General features: G+C 71.6%; 16 protein-coding genes. 3 read left to right on the top strand and 13 right to left on the bottom strand.

What is annotated here, in order from left to right; all coding sequences use genetic code 11:
- Window positions 1-78: 78 nt before the first annotated feature.
- Both H5965_RS43530 and H5965_RS43525 read left to right on the top strand, forming a co-directional pair.
- A complete protein-coding gene (locus H5965_RS43530) occupies window positions 79-711 on the top strand; it encodes an NUDIX domain-containing protein (protein WP_310977160.1) in 633 nt (210 codons plus the stop codon).
- A 40-nt stretch (window positions 712-751) separates the two neighbouring features.
- Entirely contained in the window at window positions 752-1468 is a 717-nt protein-coding gene (locus H5965_RS43525) for an LON peptidase substrate-binding domain-containing protein (RefSeq protein WP_310977159.1), read from the top strand.
- 436 nt (window positions 1469-1904) lie between these two features.
- On the opposite strand, the gene H5965_RS43520 is transcribed toward H5965_RS43525, so the two are convergent.
- The 10 genes from H5965_RS43520 to H5965_RS43475 all read right to left on the bottom strand — a co-directional run bounded on the left by H5965_RS43520 (window position 1905) and on the right by H5965_RS43475 (window position 14128).
- The gene (locus tag H5965_RS43520; protein WP_310977158.1) at window positions 1905-2933 is read right to left on the bottom strand and encodes a M48 family metallopeptidase; all 1029 of its coding nucleotides are present in this window, start codon (window positions 2931-2933) and stop codon (window positions 1905-1907) included.
- A gap of 48 nt (window positions 2934-2981) precedes the next feature.
- Window positions 2982-3578, bottom strand: a complete 597-nt coding sequence (locus H5965_RS43515) for a DUF2567 domain-containing protein (protein WP_310977157.1) — start codon at window positions 3576-3578, stop codon at window positions 2982-2984.
- 372 nt (window positions 3579-3950) lie between these two features.
- Window positions 3951-4154, bottom strand: a complete 204-nt coding sequence (locus H5965_RS43510; protein WP_396137001.1) for a hypothetical protein — start codon at window positions 4152-4154, stop codon at window positions 3951-3953.
- Window positions 4141-5154 (bottom strand): biotin synthase BioB, encoded by a 1014-nt coding sequence (gene bioB / locus H5965_RS43505; RefSeq protein WP_396137000.1) that lies wholly within the window; start codon window positions 5152-5154, stop codon window positions 4141-4143. The genes H5965_RS43510 and bioB overlap by 14 nt, the downstream gene beginning before the upstream one ends.
- Window positions 5155-5233: 79 nt before the next feature.
- The gene (gene bioD / locus H5965_RS43500; RefSeq protein ID WP_310977207.1) at window positions 5234-5953 is read right to left on the bottom strand and encodes a dethiobiotin synthase; all 720 of its coding nucleotides are present in this window, start codon (window positions 5951-5953) and stop codon (window positions 5234-5236) included.
- Window positions 5954-6073: 120 nt separating this feature from the next.
- Window positions 6074-8257 (bottom strand): bifunctional SulP family inorganic anion transporter/carbonic anhydrase, encoded by a 2184-nt coding sequence (locus tag H5965_RS43495; RefSeq protein ID WP_310977155.1) that lies wholly within the window; start codon window positions 8255-8257, stop codon window positions 6074-6076.
- Between the two features lie 232 nt (window positions 8258-8489).
- Window positions 8490-10721 carry a bifunctional SulP family inorganic anion transporter/carbonic anhydrase gene (locus tag H5965_RS43490; RefSeq protein ID WP_310977154.1) on the bottom strand — a complete coding sequence of 744 codons (2232 nt, stop codon included), beginning with the start codon at window positions 10719-10721 and terminating at the stop codon, window positions 8490-8492.
- Window positions 10722-10929: 208 nt separating this feature from the next.
- Complete coding sequence (locus tag H5965_RS43485) at window positions 10930-12210, bottom strand: adenosylmethionine--8-amino-7-oxononanoate transaminase (RefSeq protein ID WP_310977153.1); 1281 nt, start codon at window positions 12208-12210, stop codon at window positions 10930-10932.
- Between the two features lie 269 nt (window positions 12211-12479).
- Window positions 12480-13691 carry a cytochrome P450 gene (locus tag H5965_RS43480; protein ID WP_310977152.1) on the bottom strand — a complete coding sequence of 404 codons (1212 nt, stop codon included), beginning with the start codon at window positions 13689-13691 and terminating at the stop codon, window positions 12480-12482.
- Between the two features lie 23 nt (window positions 13692-13714).
- A complete protein-coding gene (locus H5965_RS43475) occupies window positions 13715-14128 on the bottom strand; it encodes an SRPBCC domain-containing protein (protein WP_310977151.1) in 414 nt (137 codons plus the stop codon).
- Between the two features lie 64 nt (window positions 14129-14192).
- Here H5965_RS43475 and H5965_RS43470 point away from each other — a divergent pair, with 64 nt between their 5' ends.
- Window positions 14193-14807 carry a uridine kinase gene (locus tag H5965_RS43470; protein ID WP_310977150.1) on the top strand — a complete coding sequence of 205 codons (615 nt, stop codon included), beginning with the start codon at window positions 14193-14195 and terminating at the stop codon, window positions 14805-14807.
- Here the strand turns inward: H5965_RS43470 and H5965_RS43465 are convergent.
- The 3 genes from H5965_RS43465 to H5965_RS43455 form a co-directional block, all read right to left on the bottom strand.
- The gene (locus tag H5965_RS43465; RefSeq protein ID WP_310977149.1) at window positions 14804-15961 is read right to left on the bottom strand and encodes a glycosyltransferase family 4 protein; all 1158 of its coding nucleotides are present in this window, start codon (window positions 15959-15961) and stop codon (window positions 14804-14806) included. The two genes, H5965_RS43470 and H5965_RS43465, sit on opposite strands and share 4 nt — an antisense overlap.
- A gap of 72 nt (window positions 15962-16033) precedes the next feature.
- On the bottom strand, window positions 16034-17089 hold the full coding sequence (locus H5965_RS43460) for an NlpC/P60 family protein (RefSeq protein ID WP_310977148.1): 1056 nt from the start codon (window positions 17087-17089) through the stop codon (window positions 16034-16036).
- A 444-nt stretch (window positions 17090-17533) separates the two neighbouring features.
- Window positions 17534-17791, bottom strand: a complete 258-nt coding sequence (locus H5965_RS43455; RefSeq protein WP_310977147.1) for a hypothetical protein — start codon at window positions 17789-17791, stop codon at window positions 17534-17536.
- Window positions 17792-17880: the final 89 nt, after the last annotated feature.

The raw sequence follows: 17880 nt of genomic DNA, 5'->3' as shown, positions 1-17880 counted from the left end.
TTACAATCGAAAACCGTGCGAAGTCATCTTAACACCCAGGCCCCCCTGGCCCACGAGGTTTTGGGCGCGGTCCTTCAAGTGCGCTCGGACACACTGCGGGTGCTGCTGTGGCGCCGGGCGCTGGACCCGCACCTCGGCCGCTGGTCGCTGCCGGGCGGCCGGCTGCGGCCGGACGAGGACGTCGAGACGTCGATCCGGCGCCAGCTCGCCGAGAAGGTGGACGTCCGCCAGCTCAAGCACGTCGAGCAGCTCGCGGTGTTCAGCGCACCGGACCGCGTCCCGGGGCCGCGCGTGGTGGCGACGGCGTTCCTCGGCCTGGTCCCGTCCGACGTCGACCCGGAGGTGCCGGAGGACACGGAATGGCACGACGTCGCTTCGCTGCCGCGGACGGCGTTCGACCACGAGGCGATCGTGCTGCGCGCCCGCGACCGGCTGCGTTCGAAGCTGTCGTACACCAACCTCGGCTTCGCGCTGGCGCCCGACGAGTTCACGATTTCGGCGTTGCGCGGCCTGTATTCGGCGGCGCTGGGTTACCGCGTCTCGGCGACCAACCTGCAGCGGGTGCTGTCCCGCCGCGGCCTGCTGGTCCCGACGGGCCACACGGCGCCACCGGGCCGCTCGGGCGGACGTCCGGCGGCGCTGTTCTCCTTCGCCGGCAAGGGCATGCAGATCACGGATCCGTTCGCGGTGTTCAAGCCGCCGAACCGGTGACCATCCTGCGCCGGAAGCGTTCTGCCCTTACGGTGGACGCGTGACCGAGCCGGAATCGGAAAGTGACGCGACGACGACGATCCTGCCGTTGTTCCCGCTACAGACCGTGCTGCTGCCCGGCACCAAGCTTCCGCTGCACATCTTCGAACCGCGGTACCGGCAGCTCACGGCGGACCTGATGAGCGGAACGGTGCCGGGCCGCGAGTTCGGCGTGGTCGCCCTGCGCTCGTCGTTGACCCGCGAAGTCCGTGGTCTGGACCAGTTGCACGAGGTCGGCTGCAGCACGATCCTGCGCGAGGCCAAGCGCCTCCCGGACGGCCGGTTCGACGTGGTGACGCAGGCCCAGCGCCGCTTCCGCCTGCGCGAGCTGGACTGCGTGTCGGCCCCGTACCTGATCGCCTCGGTGGAGTGGCTCGACGACGACCCGGTCGCCCCGTCCGGAGACATGGCGGACCGTTTGGCGACGGTCGCCCGCGCGGCCCACCAGAGGTATTGCGAAACGGCCTGGCGCAGCGACGACTGGCACGCCCCGGAACCGGAAACGACGATCGCCGAGCTGGCGTACGTGCTGGCGGCGGACTGCCTGCTGCCGCTGGAGGACCGCCAGAGGCTGCTGGAGGAACGCCACCCGCTGCGCCGGCTGCGGATCGCGTGCCGGCTTCTGACGCGGGAGGCCGGGTTCTTGAACACACTGGGCGCGGTGCCGCTGCCGCCCGGGGAGCTGACGGATTTGAGCCGACCGGCCAGTTTGAACTGAGCCGGCTCTCGTTCTTGCGCAGGGTTCCGGCAAGTTCGGTCGGTGCTGCTGCGGTCGAAGCGGTTTGCTGGTCTCTGCCCGGAGCTGTAGCTGTCTGCGCGGTGCCCGCCACCCCGAAGCCGGGATTGTCACTACGGACGGTGGTACCGCGTCAAGGCGGGAAAGCGTGCCTTGACCCGGCACCACCGTCCGCGTGCTGGCTTCGGATCGGGGTGGCGGGGGAAGTCTGGGCGGGGTGCAAGTCCGTACGTCACCATGCCTTCCAGGCCGATGAGGCATCTGACAGAGCGCCCGCCTGACACGCCCCACCCGTCCCTGGGGGCTGACCCCGGTCCAGTCTATCGGCCCCCACCCACGAAACCGGCGGAATTGCGGTAGACCGGCGCAGTTGTCCACACGCGAGCGGAATTGAGGACAACCGTGCCGGAAGCGGTGGTCAGGAGCCGGAGCCGTTGCCGAACTTGTTCCACACCTTGCCCGCCGCGCCCGAAACCGCTTCGCCGACGTCGCTGAACACCTTCGTCAGGGGGTCCGTCGACGAGTTCCACGATTCCTTGTACGACTGGGCCGCCGACTTCAAGTCGTCCTTCCAGTCCGATGACGGGGCGTCGGCGTCCCGCCGTGCGTAGTCGCCCGCCAGGATTGCCCGGTAGTCCTCCGAGGCCGCCCACTTCTGCAGCTGCGCCGCGCGGACCACCGCGAACGGGTGCGACTCCGTCTCGACCGACTTGAGCTTGAGGAAACTGTCGCGGATGTCCTCGACCGACTCGTACTCCGCCGCCTGCTGCAGGAACGACGGGACGTCGATGCGGGCCGGGTCGATGCCGCCCGCCACCTGGATCTGGGCGCGCAGCGCCGCCGTCGGGTTCTGGCTGCACAGCAACCCCGCCCGGTCGCACGACAGCTCCGCCTTGCGGAACCACTCGCGCAGCGCCGCGATGATCGCGCGGATGCCGATCGCACTGACCGGCGTCCACGACATCGCCAGCTGCAGCCCGATCAGGCGCACCATGATCGTGCGGTAGACCGCGTGCCCGGACAGCACGTGCCCCATCTCGTGGCCGATCACGAACCGCAGCGACTCCTGGTTCATCAGCTCGACGAGCCCGGTGCTGACGCGGAGGAACGGCTCGTCCATGCCGACCGTCTCCGCGCGGATCCGCGGATCCTGGAAGACGAACAGGTTCGGCACCGCGGGCAGGTCCAGCGTCTCGGCGCATTCGTGGCGCAGCCGGTCGAGCTCCGGGTATTGCTTCGGCCCGACGCGGATCGACGACGCCAGCGCCATCAGCCGCTCGCCGCGCTCGTTGTAGAAGCCCGAAACCGCCTTGACGACCTGGGCGAAGCCCGGCACCGCGCGCAACGTGGCGAGCGCGCCGCGGTCCACCGGGTGCTCGTACGCGCGCGGGCTGATGCCGGGAAAACGGACGGCGTTGTGCCGCGAAACCTCGATGTCCTCGGTCACTGTTGGTTCCCCCCTGTAGGTGACGGACACCACCTTAGGGGAACCCGGTCAGCCGAGGCGGCGACCCAGGTCGTCGCGCCCGTTCCAGGTGGCGAGCAGGGTGTAGGCGATCGACACCCCGAGCGGGCCGGTCAGCAACACCCACCACGACTCCAGGCGCGGCGCCAGCTCGATCACCGCGCCCAGCGCGGGCGGGGTGGTGATCGTGTAGTGGCCGTTGGCCATCCGGAGGCCGATCCACATCGCCAGCGCGCTCGTGACCGCGACGCCGAGCACCGCGGCGAGGAACACCACCGGCCCGCGCCGCTCGCGCAGCAGCCAGACGACGACGCCGGCGACGATCCCGAAGCCGAGCGTGAGGAACCCGAAAATCGCCAGGTCGTCGAAGCGGTGCCAGCTCTCGAGTTCGAGCGCGCCCTGGGCGCCGTCGGCCGAGATGATCCGGACGCGCTCGGGCGGCGCGAGCCGGGACCACAGGAAGCCGATCGGGAAGCTGAACACGGTCAGCGCGAGCAGGACGCTCAGTGCGGGCAGCAGGTCCGCCTTGACCACGACCCGGGGCCGCCGCTCCCGGAAGAGCACGGGCACCGACCACGGGCCGGGCACGGCCGACGGCCGGTGCGCGGGCCCCGACGACTCACTCACCCGGACTCCTTCCTGCGACAGTGCCACCGAGCGTAACCGGTCGATGCGTGAGCGCCGTGAGCCGCTCGCCCGTGTCGGGGCGGGGTGTTGTGAACGATCTGGTTAGTTACCCCCGACGGCCGCGGAGCCGTGAACGACCTGGTTCGTCACCGTGCGCCGCCCGGGCACAATGAACGACCTGGTTAGTTACGAAGGCCCCGCCCGCGGGCACAATGAACGATCTGGTTAGTTACGCAGGCCGCACCCCCGAAGGCAATGAACGAACCGGTTAGTTACGCATGTCGCCCGCTGCGGGGACAATGAACGATCTGGTTAGTTACCTGCAGCCCACCCGCGAGCCGATGAACGAACCGGTTCGTCACCCGGGCCGCGTCAGCCGCTCGCTGTCTCGCCGTGGCGGCTGCAGCGGGCCGTCCAGCCGAGCGGGCTCACCTGGACCACCAGCCGGCGCGCGCAGAACGTGCAGTACCGCGGTGGCTCCAGCGCCGTCCGCGGGTTGTGGCACGCCGGGTGGTCCGCCCCACCCGGCGACTCCTGTCCACAGTGGACACAAAACAGCGCGTCAGAGGCTGTCACTGAGGGCCTTGATCGGCATCTTGAGCTCGTCCAGCATCTCCAGGTCCGCCGAAGCCGGCCGGCCCAGGTTGGTCAGGTAGTTGCCGACGATGATCGCGTTGATCCCGCCCAGCATGCCCTGCTCCGCGCCCAGGTCACCGAGCGTCAGCTCGCGGCCGCCCGCGAAGCGGAGCATCGTGCGCGGCATCGCGAGGCGGAACGCCGCCACCGTCCGGAGCGCGTCGCGGCCCTCGACGATTTCGTAGTGCTCGTACGGGGTTCCCGGCTGCGGGATGAGGAAGTTCATCGGCACTTCGTGCGGGTTCAGCTCGGCCAGCTGCACGGCGAACTCCGCGCGCTGCTCGACCGTCTCCCCCATGCCGATGATGCCGCCGCAGCAGACCTCCATGCCCGCCTCGGCGACCATCCGCAGGGTGTCCCAGCGCTCTTCCCAGGTGTGCGTCGTGACCACCGAGGGGAAGTGCGAGCGCGCCGTCTCGAGGTTGTGGTTGTAGCGGTGGACGCCCATGTCGACGAGCTCGTCGACCTGCTCCTGCGTCAGCATGCCCAGCGAGCAGGCGATCTGGATGTCGTTGCCGTCCTCGCGGATGGCGCGGACGCCTTCGCGGACTTGCGAGAGCAGCCGCTTGTCCGGGCCGCGGACGGCGGCGACGATGCAGAACTCCGTCGCGCCGGTCTCGGCGGTCTGCCGGGCGGCCTTGACCAGGTTGGGGATGTCGAGCCACGCCGAACGCACCGGCGTCGGGAAGCGGCCGGACTGGGAGCAGAAGTGGCAGTCCTCGGGGCAGCCGCCGGTCTTGAGGCTGATGATGCCCTCGACCTCGACCTCCGGCCCGCACCAGCGCATCCGCACCTCGTGTGCGAGGGCGAGGAGGTCGGGCAGCCGCTCGTCAGGCAGCCGGAGCACGTCCAGGACCTGCTGTTCGCCGAGGCCGACGCCGTTTTCGAGGACCTGCTCCCGCGCGAGGGCGAGGACATCGGTGTCCGGGACTGCGGTCACGGCGGCTCCTTGATCGAGGTGGTGCGGGAAAGCGTCCCTCATCGTGCACGAAGGGGCCGCGAGGGGACAGCGATGCAGGTCACTTCCCGGCGGAAGCGCAGCCCGCGAAGAGCTCCGGGTCGAATTCGCCGCCGAACCACGGCGACAGGCCGGCCCGGGCCGCGGCCAGGAAGTCCTCGCGGGACGCCTGGCCGATGCCGGCGGGCAGCACGCCGAGCAGCGGCGCCCCCGCCGCGACCGGCAGGTCTTCGAGGTTGGACAGCGCCGCCAGATCCGGTTCGGCCGGCCAGGCGCCGATGATGACGCCGGCGACGGTCAGCCCGCGCTTGGTGGCCACCTCGGCGGTGAGCGCGGTGGCGTTCAGGGTCCCGAGGCCGGCTTCGGCCACGATGATCACCAGCGACCCGAGCGACCAGGCGACGTCGGCGAGGCTCGCGCCCGTGCCGTCGAAGCGCACCAGCAGCCCGCCGGCGCCCTCGATGAGGGTGAGGTCGTGCGCGGTGTCGAGGTCGGACGCGGCCTGGGCGATCTCACCGGGGTCGAGCGTGGGCAGGCCGCTGCGCCGGGCGGCGGCCTCGGGTGAGAGCGGATCCGGGTAGCGGCGCAGCTCGCGCGTGGTGACGTCCGGCCCGGCGAGGCGCCGGACGTCCTGGAGGTCTCCGGGCTCGTCGGGCCGCACCCCGGTCTGGGCCGGCTTCAGCACGGCCACCCGCTGTCCCCCGGCCGCCGCCAGGGCCGCGATCGCCGCCGTGGTGATCGTCTTGCCGACCCCGGTCCCGGTCCCCGTCATCACCAGCATGGTCACGGACCATCAACATAGTGACTCCGTGCCCGGTCGCGCACGCGGGCCGTGGTCAGCGGGTCGCCGCGAGCCGGGCCCGCGGGCTGCGGACCCGGCTCGGACTCGGGCAACGGCGGGTCAGGCGCCCGGCACCGCCACCGGGGCCCCGGCCGGGCGGAACGTCCGCCCGGCCGCGTCGAACAGGTACACCTGGGCGTCGCCGACGTGGAAGTACATGCCGGTCAGCTGCAGCTTCCCGGCCGACTCCGCCGCCGCCACGGACGGGTACTCGCGCAGGTGTTCCAGCTGCTGGAGCACGTTGTGCAGCGCCAGGCGGTCACCCTCGCGGTCCGGGACCCCGCCGTCCAGCGTGGCCGAGCCCAGCCGGTGCGCGCTCGGCTCCGCGTGGCGCAGCCAGGCCGACAGCGGCCCCGGCGGTGGACCGTCGGCCAGCGCCGCCATCGCACCGCAGGAGGAATGGCCGCAGACGACGATCTCCGCCACCCCGAGGACGCCCACCGCGTACTCGATCGACGCGTTCATCGACGCGTCGGCCTGCCCGGGCGGGACCAGGTTGCCGATGTTGCGGATGGTGAACAGGTCGCCCGGCCCGCTCGTCGTGATCAGGTTCGGCACGATCCGCGAGTCGCCGCAGGTGATGAACAGCGTGCGCGGCCGCTGGCCGTCGGCCAGGCCCGACAGCGTGTCGCGCAGCAGCGGGGCCGCGCGGCGGTGGAACTCCGTGGCGCCGCGGCGGGTCTGCTGGGCCGGGATCTCGACCCCTTCCGCCGCCTGCCACTCCGACCACGGTGCCAGCCAGCGCGGCACCGCCCGGCTCGCGGCGATCCGGGACCGCGTCGGGCGGCCCGCCTTGCCTTCGCCGAACCACGGGTGGCCGACCTCGTCGACCTCCACCGTGCCGCCGGCGCGCTCGTGCGCCGTCTGCCAGGTGTGCAGGCTTTCGAACGCCGCGTGGTCCAGGTAGTCGACGACCAGCTCCAGCCGGACGGTGACCCCGGCCGGGACGGTCCCGAGCACCTTCGACAGCCGAGGCACCGACAGGAACGTCAGGACGCCTTCGACGACGACGCGCCAGTCGTCGCCTTCGCGCTCGACGTGAATGCCCGACCACACCGTGCGACGCAGCGTCAGCACCAGCGCCAGCCCGATGCCCGCCAGCACGCCGGTCAGCAGGTCGAACACCACGACCCCGCCGAGGGTGAGCAGGTAGACGGGCAGATCACCGTGGGCCAGCACGGTTTTCATGTGCCCGGGGTTGACCAGCTTGGCGCCGACGTGCACCAGCAGGCCGGCCAAGGCGGCCAGCGGGATGCTCTGGATCAGCCCGGCGAGCAGGACGACGAACAGCAGCACCCAGGCGCCGTGCAGCACCGCCGACGCCCGCGACTTCGCCCCGGCGGTGACGTTGGTGGAGCTGCGGACGATGACGCCGGTGACGGGCAGGCCGCCCAGCGCTCCGGAGATCATGTTGGCCGTGCCCTGCCCGACCAGCTCGCGGTCGAGGTTGGCGCGCGGCCCGGTGTGCATCTTGTCGACCGCGACCGCCGAGAGCAGGCTCTCCACGCTGGCGATCAGCGCGATCGTGACGACGGCGAGGGCGAACCCGCCCCAGCCGCCGTCCGGCAGCTGCGGGACGAGGTGGATGTTCAGCAGGTCACCGGGCAGTTCGACGCGCGGGAGCGTCATCCCGAACCCGACGGACACCACGGTGGCCACCGCGATCGCGGCGAGCGGGCCCGGCACCTTGCGGACGGCTTCCGGCAGCTTCGGCCAGATCAGCAGCAGCCCGATGGTGATCAGGCCGACGATGGTGGCCGAGTCGTGGTGGGCGACGATCTGGGCGGGCAGCTCGGCGATGTTCTCGATCGCGGAGCTCTGGGCCTTGCCGCCGAGGATGACGTGCAGCTGGCCGAGCACGATCGTGACGCCGATGCCGGCCAGCATGCCGTGCACGATCGCCGGCGAGATGGCCAGCGCGGCACGCGCGATCCGGCTCAGCCCCAGCAGGATCTGGCACGCGCCGGCGGCGACGGTGATCGCGCAGGTGACGACCCACCCGAAGGTCTGGATGGTTTCGGCCATGACCACGGTCAGGCCGGCAGCGGGCCCGCTCACCTGCAGGGCCGAGCCGCCGAGCGCGCCGGCGACGATGCCACCGACGACGGCGGCGACCAGCCCGGCCGCGACGGGGGCGCCGGAAGCGAGGGCGATGCCGAGGGACAGGGGAACAGCTACGAGGAAGACGACCAGTGAGGCCGGCAGGTCGTGTCGGAGCACGGCGAGGGGTCTCATGATCGCCATGCAACCGGAAATCGAGTGAAATGTCCGCTATGCACCACCCGATCGAGTGAAGGATTGGCGATATTTCACCCTTTTGTCACAAATCGGACATTTCGTTAACGCGGTCGTAACAAGATCAACCTGTCGGGCGACAGTTGAATCCCGTACCACACAACGGTTTCACGCCGATCCGAGAGCGGGCACGGCGAAGGCCGCCTCCGGAGCACTGGGTGCCCGGAAGCGGCCTTCGCGGTCAGTGCTCCAGTGCCCCCGCCGGGACGAACCCGCGGGCGGCATCGTCCAAAAGGGACACTTGCGCGGCGCCGACGTCGAAGTACATCCCGGTCAGCCGCAGCGCGCCCCGCTCCAGGGCGGCCGCGACCACCGGGTAGCCACGCAGGGTTTCCAGCTGCTGCACGACGTTCTGCAGCGCCAGCTGGTCGGCCTCGGCCGCCGGCCGTTCGCCGCCGAGCAGGAGCGGTGCCTCGCGGCTGCGGCGCCGGAGCGTCGCCTGACCGTGGCGCAGCCAGCTGCCGAGCTGGTCGAGGCCGTCCGGGGCCCGGCCGAGCAGCGCCTTCATCGCGCCGCAGGAGGAATGCCCGCAGACCACGATCTCGGCGACCTCCAGGACGCCGACGGCGTACTCGATCGCCGCGCCGACCGACGAGTCGGTGCCGTCGGCCGGCGGCACCAGGTTGCCGATGTTCCGCACGGTGAACAGGTCGCCCGGCCCGCTGGTGGTGATCAGGTTGGGCACGATCCGCGCGTCGCCGCAGGTGATGAACAGCGTGTGCGGCTGCTGGCCGTGCGCCAGGCCGTCCCACGTCTCGCGCAGCAGGGGCGCGGTGCGGCGCTGGAACTCCGAGGCGCCGCGGCACAGCAGGGAGCTGGCCGTGCGCTGGGCGGGCAGCACGACGTGCTCGGCCTGCCACTGCGACCACGGCGCCAGCCACCGCGGCACGACCCGCGCGGCGACGCTGCGGCGCACGGTCGGCTCCCCCGCGCGGCCGCGCTCGAACCACGGGTGCCCGATCTCGTCGACGGTGACCCGCCCCGGGTGGGCCTGCTGCCAGCCGCGCAGGCAGTCGAACGCGGCGTGGTCGAGGTAGTCGACGAGCAGTTCGAGGGTGACGTCGGCGTGCGGGGGCAGCTCGGCGAGCACGCGGGTCAGCCGGGGCACGGACAGGAAGGTCAGCGCCCCTTCGATGACGACGCGGTGGCGCTCGCCGTCGGTTTCGACGTGGATGCCGGAGAAGATCATCCGCCGCAGCATCATCGCGAGCGCGAGCAGGATCCCCGCCGCGACCCCGGTGAGCAGGTTGACGGCCACCGCACCGGCCAGCGTCACGACGTACACCGGCAGGTCGCCGTGGCGGCGGACCTCCTTGAGCCCGTTGAGGTTCACGAGTTTCAAGCCGACGTAGACCAACAGCGCGGCCAGCGCGGCGAGGGGGATCAGCCGCAGCACGCCGGTGAGCAGGAGGCAGGCGGCGAGGATCCAGACGCAGTGCAGGATCGACGACGCCCGGGTGCGCGCGCCGGCCTCGTAGTTGGTCATGCTGCGCACGATGACGCCGGTGACGGGGAACCCGCCGAGCGCGCCGGCGGCGACGTTCGCCGCGCCCTGCCCGACGAGTTCGCGGTCGAGGTCGGTGCGCGGGCCGCCGCGGAGCTTGTCCACCGAGACGGCGGACAGCAGGCTCTCCAGGCCGGCGATGAGCGCGATGGTGACCGCGGCGACGGCGAAGCCGCCCCAGCCGCCGTCCGGCAGCCGCGGCACGACGTGCAGCGTGGGCAGCCCGGCCGGGAGGTCGACGCGCGGCAGGGTCATCCCGGTCAAGACGGACAGGCCGGTGGCCAGCGTGACGGCGGCCAGCGGCGCGGGCACGCGGCGGACGGCCTTCGGCAGTCGCGGCCAGGCCAGCAGGACGCCGAGGGTGACGACGCCGATCAGCACGGCCTGGTCGTGGTGCGCGGCGACCTGTCCCGGCAGCGCCAGGACGTTGGCGAGCGCGGAACCCTGTGCCGAGCCGCCGAGGACGACGTGCAGCTGGCCGAGGACCAGCGTGACGCCGATGCCGGCGAGCAGGCCGTGCACGATCGCCGGCGAGACGGCGAGCGCGGCGCGGGCGGCCCGGGTGAGGCCGAAGAGGATCTGGAGCAGGCCCGCGGCGACGGTGATCGCGCAGGTGACGGGCCAGCCGTGGGTGGCGATCGTGTCGGCCAGCACCACGGTGAGGGCGGCGGAGGGGCCGCTGACCTGCAGCGGCGATCCGCCGAAGAGGCTCGCGACCAGCCCGCCGACGACGGCGGAGATCAGGCCGGAGAGCAGCGGCGCCCCGGCGGCGAAGGCCACGCCGAGGGACAGGGGGACGGCGACGAGGAAGACGACGATCGACGCGAGGACGTCGTGCTTGAGGTTCTCCAGGTGGGCGAAAGGCTTCGGGGGTCCGGTGTCGTGTTCGCCACGAACGATCTCGATCATGGGGGCAGGATCGCCGAAACCGCGCGAAAAGTCCGCTACGCAAGCATTTCTCGCGTTCGTCCGGGCACAGGACGGACCGGGTTCGGCGGCTGTTTCACACTTACCGCCTCGACCGTTCGCGTGGTTTCGATCTTGGTCTGCCACGCAGCGCGACGATGAGGGACCTTCGGGTCTCGGTGTGCCGGTGGTCACACCCGATGTGCTGAATTCAGGCCTTTTCGGCGACCGCGAGCATCGCCCGGGTGATCACGGCGAGGTCGTCGTCAGTCGAAACGTAGGGCGGCATGGCGTAGACGAGGTCCCGGAACGGCCGCAGCCAAGCCCCGTTCGCGGTGACGACGTCGGTGGCGACGGCCATGTCGACGGCGTGGTTGAGCTGCAGCACCCCGATCCCGCCCAGCACCCGCACGTCGGTGACGGCGGGCAGGTCGCGCGCCGGGGCGAGGCCGTCGAGCAGGGCCTTTTCGATCCGGGTGACGTCGCTGCGCCAGCGGCCGTCGGCGAGCAGGCCGAGGGAGGCGTTGGCGACGGCGGACCCGAGCGGGTTGCCCATGAAGGTGGGCCCGTGCGCGAGGACGGGCAGTTCGCCTTGCGCGATCCCGGCGGCGACTTCCGGGGTGCACAGGGCGGCGGCCATGCTCAGGTAGCCACCGGTGAGCGCCTTGCCGACGCACATGACGTCGGGCGTGACACCGGCGTGCTCGGCGGCGAACAGCGCACCGGTGCGGCCGAAGCCGGTCGCGATCTCGTCGAAGATGAGAAGGACGTCGTGCGCTTCGGTGATTTCCCGGAGGGCGCGCAGGTAGGCGGGGTGGTGGAACCGCATCCCGCCGGCGCCCTGCACGACGGGTTCGACGATCACCGCGGCGAGTTCGCCTTGGTACCGCTCGATCGCGACGGCCAGGACGTCCACATAGGACGGATCGGGCGGGGTGTCGAAACCGGACGGTGGCGTGGGCACGAAGATCTGTTCGGGCAGGACGCCGCGCCAGAGCGAGTGCATGCCGCCTTCGGGGTCGCAGACGCTCATCGGCGTGAAGGTGTCGCCGTGGTAGCCGCCGCGCCAGGTGAGCAGCTTGTGCTTGCCGGTGCGGCCGCGGGAGCGCTGGTACTGCAGGCACATCTTGACGGCGACTTCGACGGAGACGGAACCGGAGTCGCAGAGGAAGACGTGCTCGAGCCCGTCGGGGCTGAGGTCGGCGAGGGTCTTGGCGAGGGTGATGGCGGGTTCGTGGGTGAGGCCGCCGAACATGACGTGGCTCATCCGCCCGGCCTGGGCGGCGAGGGCGGCGTCCAGCACGGGGTGCCGGTAGCCGTGGACGGCCGACCACCACGAGGACATGCCGTCGACCAGCTCGCGGCCGTCGGCGAGGGTGAGCCGGACGCCGCTCGCTTCGGTGACCAGCAGGGACGGCACCTTGGCCGGCATCGGCGCGTACGGGTGCCAGACGTGCTGGGCGTCCAGGGCGAGCAGGTCGGCGGAGTCCATTCGGCGACCCTACGACACTGGTTCGGCTCGGTTTCCAGTCCTGGCGACATCGCTTCGAGTTTCGGTGGCGCTTGTTGTGCCCACCACCCCGAAGCTCGATCGTGACTACGGCCGGAACCACCGCGTCAAGGCGGGAAAGCGTGCCTTGACCCGGTGATCCCGGCCGTGTTCTGGCTTCGGATCGGGGTTGCGGGGGGAGGGCTGGGTGGGGTGCCGGTCAGGCCGTCTGCGTCGCCGAGGTGTTCGGGGCGCCGTTGCGGGAGCGGTCCTCAGAGGCGGACCGGCAGGGTCTCCAGTCCGTGGACCAGTGAGCTGGTGCGGTACAGCAGCTCGTCCGGCTTGGCGTCCAGGGCGATGTTCGGGAACCTGTCCAGCAAGCCACCCAGCGCGATCTCGGCCTCCAAGCGGGCCAGCGGTGCCCCGACGCAGTAGTGAATTCCGTGGCCGAACGCCAAGTGGCCGCCCGCCGCTCGGGTGATGTCCAGCTTGTCCGGCTCCGGGTACCGCTCCGCGTCGCGGTTCGCGCCCAGCAAGGACACCAGCACGAACTCGCCCTCCGGGATCGTCACCCCGGCCACCTCCACCGGCTCCGCCGTGAACCTCAGCGTGGCCAGGTGGATCGGGCCGTCGAAGCGCAGGAACTCCTCCACCGCTCCCGGCAGCAGCTCCGGCTCCGCGCGCAGGCGGGCCAGCTGCTCCGGCTCGCGCAGCAACGCCAGCACGCCGTTCGCGATCAGGTTGACCGTTGTCTCGTGGCCCGCCACCAGCAGCAGGAAGGCCATCGACACCAGCTCGGGCTCCGACAGCGAATCGCCGTCGTCGCTGGCGTGGACCAGGTCCGACAGCAGGTCCTCGGCCGGCTCGGCGCGCTTCTGCGCGATCAGGTCCGTCAAGTACCCGAACATGCTCGCCGCCGCGGCCTGGACCTGTTGCGGGTGCACCGCCGCGCCCAGCAGGGTCTTGGACCAGCCCGAAAACTCCGAGCGGTCCTCCTCGCGCACGCCGAGCAGCTCGCAGATCACCGTGATCGGCAGCGGCGCGGCGAACGACGCCACCAGGTCCGCCCGCTCCTGCCCGGCCAGCGCGTCGAGCAGCTCCGCGGTGATCTCCTCCACCCGCGGCCGCAGCCGGGCCACCGTGCGCGCGGTGAACGCCTTGTTCACCAGCTTCCGCAGCCGGGTGTGGTCCGGCGGGTCCGAGTTCAGCATGTGCCAGTTCAGGTCCTGCCCCAGCCCGTTCAGCAGGGCCTCCGGCGGCAGCTTCGCTTCGGACACCCGGCGGATGCCCTGGCTGTTCTTCTGCAGCCGCGGATCGGCCAGCAGCGCCCGCGCCTCCGCGAACCCGGTGACCAGGTAGCACGGCAGCCCCCGCGGTGGCAGCCGCACGTGGCGCACCGGGCCGCCTCCGCGCAGCAGCTCCGAGAACACGTGCGCGTCCTGGGCGAAGTCCTGCGGCACCTCGAGGATCTCGTCGCTCGTCATGTCAGCCCCCATGCTCCACGGCGTCAGCGTTCGGCGAGTGCCGTCACGACGCGCTCGGTCACGTCCTGCCAGTATGCCCGCTGTTCGTCGCGCTCTTCCGCGCCCGCAAGCCATTCCTGGTGGAACCGCAGCGTCGTCTTCGCCCCCGAGCCGCTCAGCCGCACCTGCACGGTCGAGTCGTGGTCCCAGTCGCTCGGCCGCCACGTCAGCCGCACCCGGTCGCCGTCGACGAAGCTGCGGATCTCGCCCACCGTGCCGTTCGCCGTTTCGTACTCCGCGCCCGCTTCCGTGGGCAGCTCGACCCCCGGGCCGAGCCAGATCGCGACCCCGTCCCGGCTGACCAGGAAGTCCCACACCGCCCCGGCCGGGTACGGCAGGGTGCGCGAAACGCCGATGTTCCACCCGGCACCGGCCGTCTTCCCCACTGAAGAAGTCATGACCTCATCCTCGCACCGGGGTACGACAAAACCGGCGGGCGGCCCGGGTGGAGGATGGGAACCCGTGCGCTACCGCCCGATCTCCCCCGCCGTCCTCGCCGCCGAGCTCACCGATCGCATCGACGCGCTCGCCGGGCCGCGGCTCGCGGTGGCCGTCGACGGCGCGGCGGGCGCGACCGGGACCGCGGACCTCGCGGACGCCCTGGTCGATCCGCTGCGCCTGCGCGGCCGCGCGACCCTGCGCGTGTCGGCGCGGGACTTCCTGCGGCCCGCGTCCCTGCGCTTCGAACACGGCCGCACGAACCCCGACGCCCGCTACACCGACTGGCTCGACCTCGGCGCGCTCCGCCGCGAAGTCCTGGAGCCGCTGAAGGGGTCCGGCGAGGTCCTGCCGTCGCTGTGGGACGCCGAGCGCGACCGCGCGACCCGCGCCGAACGGGTGCCGCTGCCCGAAGGCGCCGTCGTGCTCCTCGACGGCGAACTGCTGCTGGGCGCCGGGCTGGCCTTCGACCTGGCCGTGCACCTGTGGCTCTCCCCCGCCGCCCTGCGCCGCCGCGTGCCGGACGCCTGGGCCGTCCCGGCCTACGAACGCTACGAGGAAGAAGTGGATCCGGGTTCGCTCGCCGACGTCGTCGTGCGCGTCGACGATCCCCGGCACCCGGCGCTCTACACGCCTTAGCGGACCACGGCCACCGGATCGCCGTCCAGCAGGCCGGACAGCCGCCGCGCCATGACGTCCCAGCGCCAGTTCGCCGTCACCCACTCGCGGCCGGCCTGGCCCATCCGGCGCGCCCGCACCGGGTCGGCCAGGAGGCTGGCCAGGGTCTCGCTCAGCTGCACGACGTCCCGGCCCTCCACGACGTGCCCGGTGACCTCGTCGAGCACCGCCTCGGGCGCCCCGCCGGAGTTGCCGGCCACCACCGGCAGCCCGGTCGCCGAAGCCTCCAGGTAGACGATGCCGAGCCCTTCGACGTCGAGGCCCTTGCCGCGGGTGCGCGCGGGCATCGCGAAGACGTCACCCGCGGCGTAGTGCGCGGGCAGCTCGGCCCACGGCACCGACCCGGTGAGCACGACGTCGCGCTCCAGGCCCAGCCCGGTGACCAGTTCGGTGAGCTTCGTGCGGTACGGGCCGCCGCCGACGATCAGCAGCGCCGCGTCCGGGACGCGCTCGCGGATCGACGGCAGCGCGCGGATCAGCTGGTCCTGGCCCTTGCGCGGGACCAGCCGCGACACGCAGACGACGGTCGGCCGGTCGCCGAGGCCGTGCCGGGCCCGGATTTCCGCGCGCCCGGCCGGATCCGGCCGGTACACCTCGGTGTCCACCCCGGACGGCAGCAGCTCCAGCCCGGCCATCGCGCCGAACGCCGCGGCGAAGCGGCCGCGGGTGTACCGGCTGACGTAGGTGACGACGTCGGCGGTGTCGCCGATGCGCCGCAGCGCCTGCCGCGAAGCCGGGAGCATGGACCAGCCGACCTCGTGACCGTGCGTCGACGCGACGACGCGGCGCGCTCCGGCCCGGCGCAGCGGGTGCCCCAGCAGCGCGAGCGGCGCGGCGGCGCCGAACCAGACGGCTTCGCAGTCCCGCGCCCGCATGATCTGCTTCGCCCGGCGGAGCACGTCCGGCGTCGGCAGCATCAGCGACGTCGGGTGCCGGACGACCTCGAACGGCGCTTCGGCGTCGAACTCCTCGTGCGACCCCGTGCGCGACTCCCACGACGGCGCGTAGACGACCAGGTCGTCCGCCGGCAGCCGGGTGGCGAGGGAGTTCAGGTAGTTCTGGATCCCCCCGGGCCGCGGCGGGAAGTCGTTGGTCACGAGCAGGGTCTTGAGCACGCCCCAGAGGCTAACGGCGAAGGGGCGGCACCGCGTGTGCGGTACCGCCCCTCCGGGGTGCTGCTTCGAGGGTCACGCCGTCGGGCGGCGCGCTCCCGAGTACTGGCTCTGCAGCGGCGAGATCTTCACGACGTCACCGGTGTCGGGCGCGTGCACCATCTGGTTGTTGCCGATGTACATGCCGACGTGCGAAACGGGCGAGTAGAAGAACACGAGGTCGCCCGGCTGGAGCTGGTCCCGCGGCACCGCGGTGCCGAAGGTCGACTGCTCGCGGCTGGTCCGCGGGATGGTCAGCCCGGCCTGCTTGTATGCCCACGACGTAAGGCCGGAGCAGTCGAAGTTGGTCGGGCCGGTGGCGCCGTAGACGTAGGCGCTGCCGAGCTTGCTCAGCGCGGCGTCCACGGCCGCCTGCGCGGCGGCGGTGGGGGCCTTGATGTTGCTGGGCGGCGTCCCGCCGCGGTCCTTCTGCGCGGCCTTGTCCGAGGCGCTGAGGTTCTTGTTGGCCGCCTTCAGCTGATCGATCTGGTCGTTCAGCGTCTTCTGCTTGGCCTTGATGTCCTCGGTCAGCTTGGCCGCGGCGTCCCGCGCGTCCTGCGCGCGCTTGGCGGCGTCGCTGGCCTTGGCGGCCGCGTCGGTGGCCTGCTGGACGGCGCCGGTGAGGTTGCCCATCGCGGCGTTCTTGCCGGTCGCGATGACCTCGAGCGCCGACGAGCGGTCCAGGAAGTCCTGCGTGGACGTGCCCGCCAGCAGCGCCGACAGCTTGTTCAGCTGGACACCGCTGGTGAACGACGCACCGGCGAACTTGTCGACCTCGGTCTGGTACTTCTTCTGGCTCTCGGACGCCTTGGTGGCCTGTTCCTTGGCCGCGTTGACGTCGCCGGTGGCCTTGTCGAGCTCGCCCTGCTTCTTCTTCAGGTCGTCCTGGGCGGACAGCAGGTCTTCGTTGAGCTTCTCGGCCTGGGCCGCGAGGTCGCGGTACTGCGCGAGCGCGTCGGAGCCGGTGGGCGGGGTCTGGAGAACGGGGACGGGGGCGGCGGTGGCCGTCGGCTGGGCCACGGTGACGAGGGTGATCACCGAGGCCGCGGCGAGCGCACCTGAAACCACGCGCCTGAGGGAATGCGACTGCACGGTCGCGCGGGTCTCCTTTGGTCTCGGCCGCCGACGGGGACCGGGGCACGAAGAGGTCGGGGTGTTCCTCTTCACCGCTGTCCCACCCACCACGCACCCGGGCCGTGCGCTTTTGCCATGCACGAGCCGCAACAGGTGAAGCACGCGGTGGTGGTTCCGGTTCCCAGCTTCCCGACAAAGCTGCGTCCGGCGGCGATCCCGTGTCGCCGCCTCCACAGACGGCCGGGGGCCACGAGATCTCGGACAGGTTACGAAAAGACCGCCACCACGTCCACCACCTCTCCGCCAAAAACTGTGCGTGACGCCGCTGAACACCATCGGACCAGGGCGGGAGGAAACATGTGATGGGCGTTACACGCTGGGGTTTCTGCGGAGGGCTTTCCGACTACCGACCGTTCACCGATTCAATCGACCATTCGGCGCGCCGTCACGAAACGGTGGAAATCAGGCGGTGCGCCGGATCGGTTCCTCCACCAGCCGCAGGTGTGGCACCATCCCGGCCTCGGCCAGGGCGTCGATCGCGCGCCGCTCGTCGGCGTCCCACTCCACCGCGGGTGGCGCGCCGAGCAGCACGCTCACGACGCAGTCGTGGCACGAGATGCCGCGCACCACGCAGCGGTCGCAGTCGACCACCAGGTTCTCGATGTCCGAAACGGCGATGTGCGAGACGTCCACTTCGGACAGCTCGGGCCGGTCGCTCATGTGGTCCTCCTCACGTCGGAACTGACTGAGGACGACGGTAGGCGCCACCACCGACAATTTCTGTGTCGTGCCGGGGCTTCGCCCCGGGC

Origin of the sequence: Amycolatopsis sp. 505 (assembly GCF_031625235.1) — a bacterium.
Taxonomy (GTDB): domain Bacteria; phylum Actinomycetota; class Actinomycetes; order Mycobacteriales; family Pseudonocardiaceae; genus Amycolatopsis.
The sequence above is the reverse complement of the archived record's forward strand: the minus strand, read 5'-3'. Positions and strand labels throughout refer to the sequence as shown.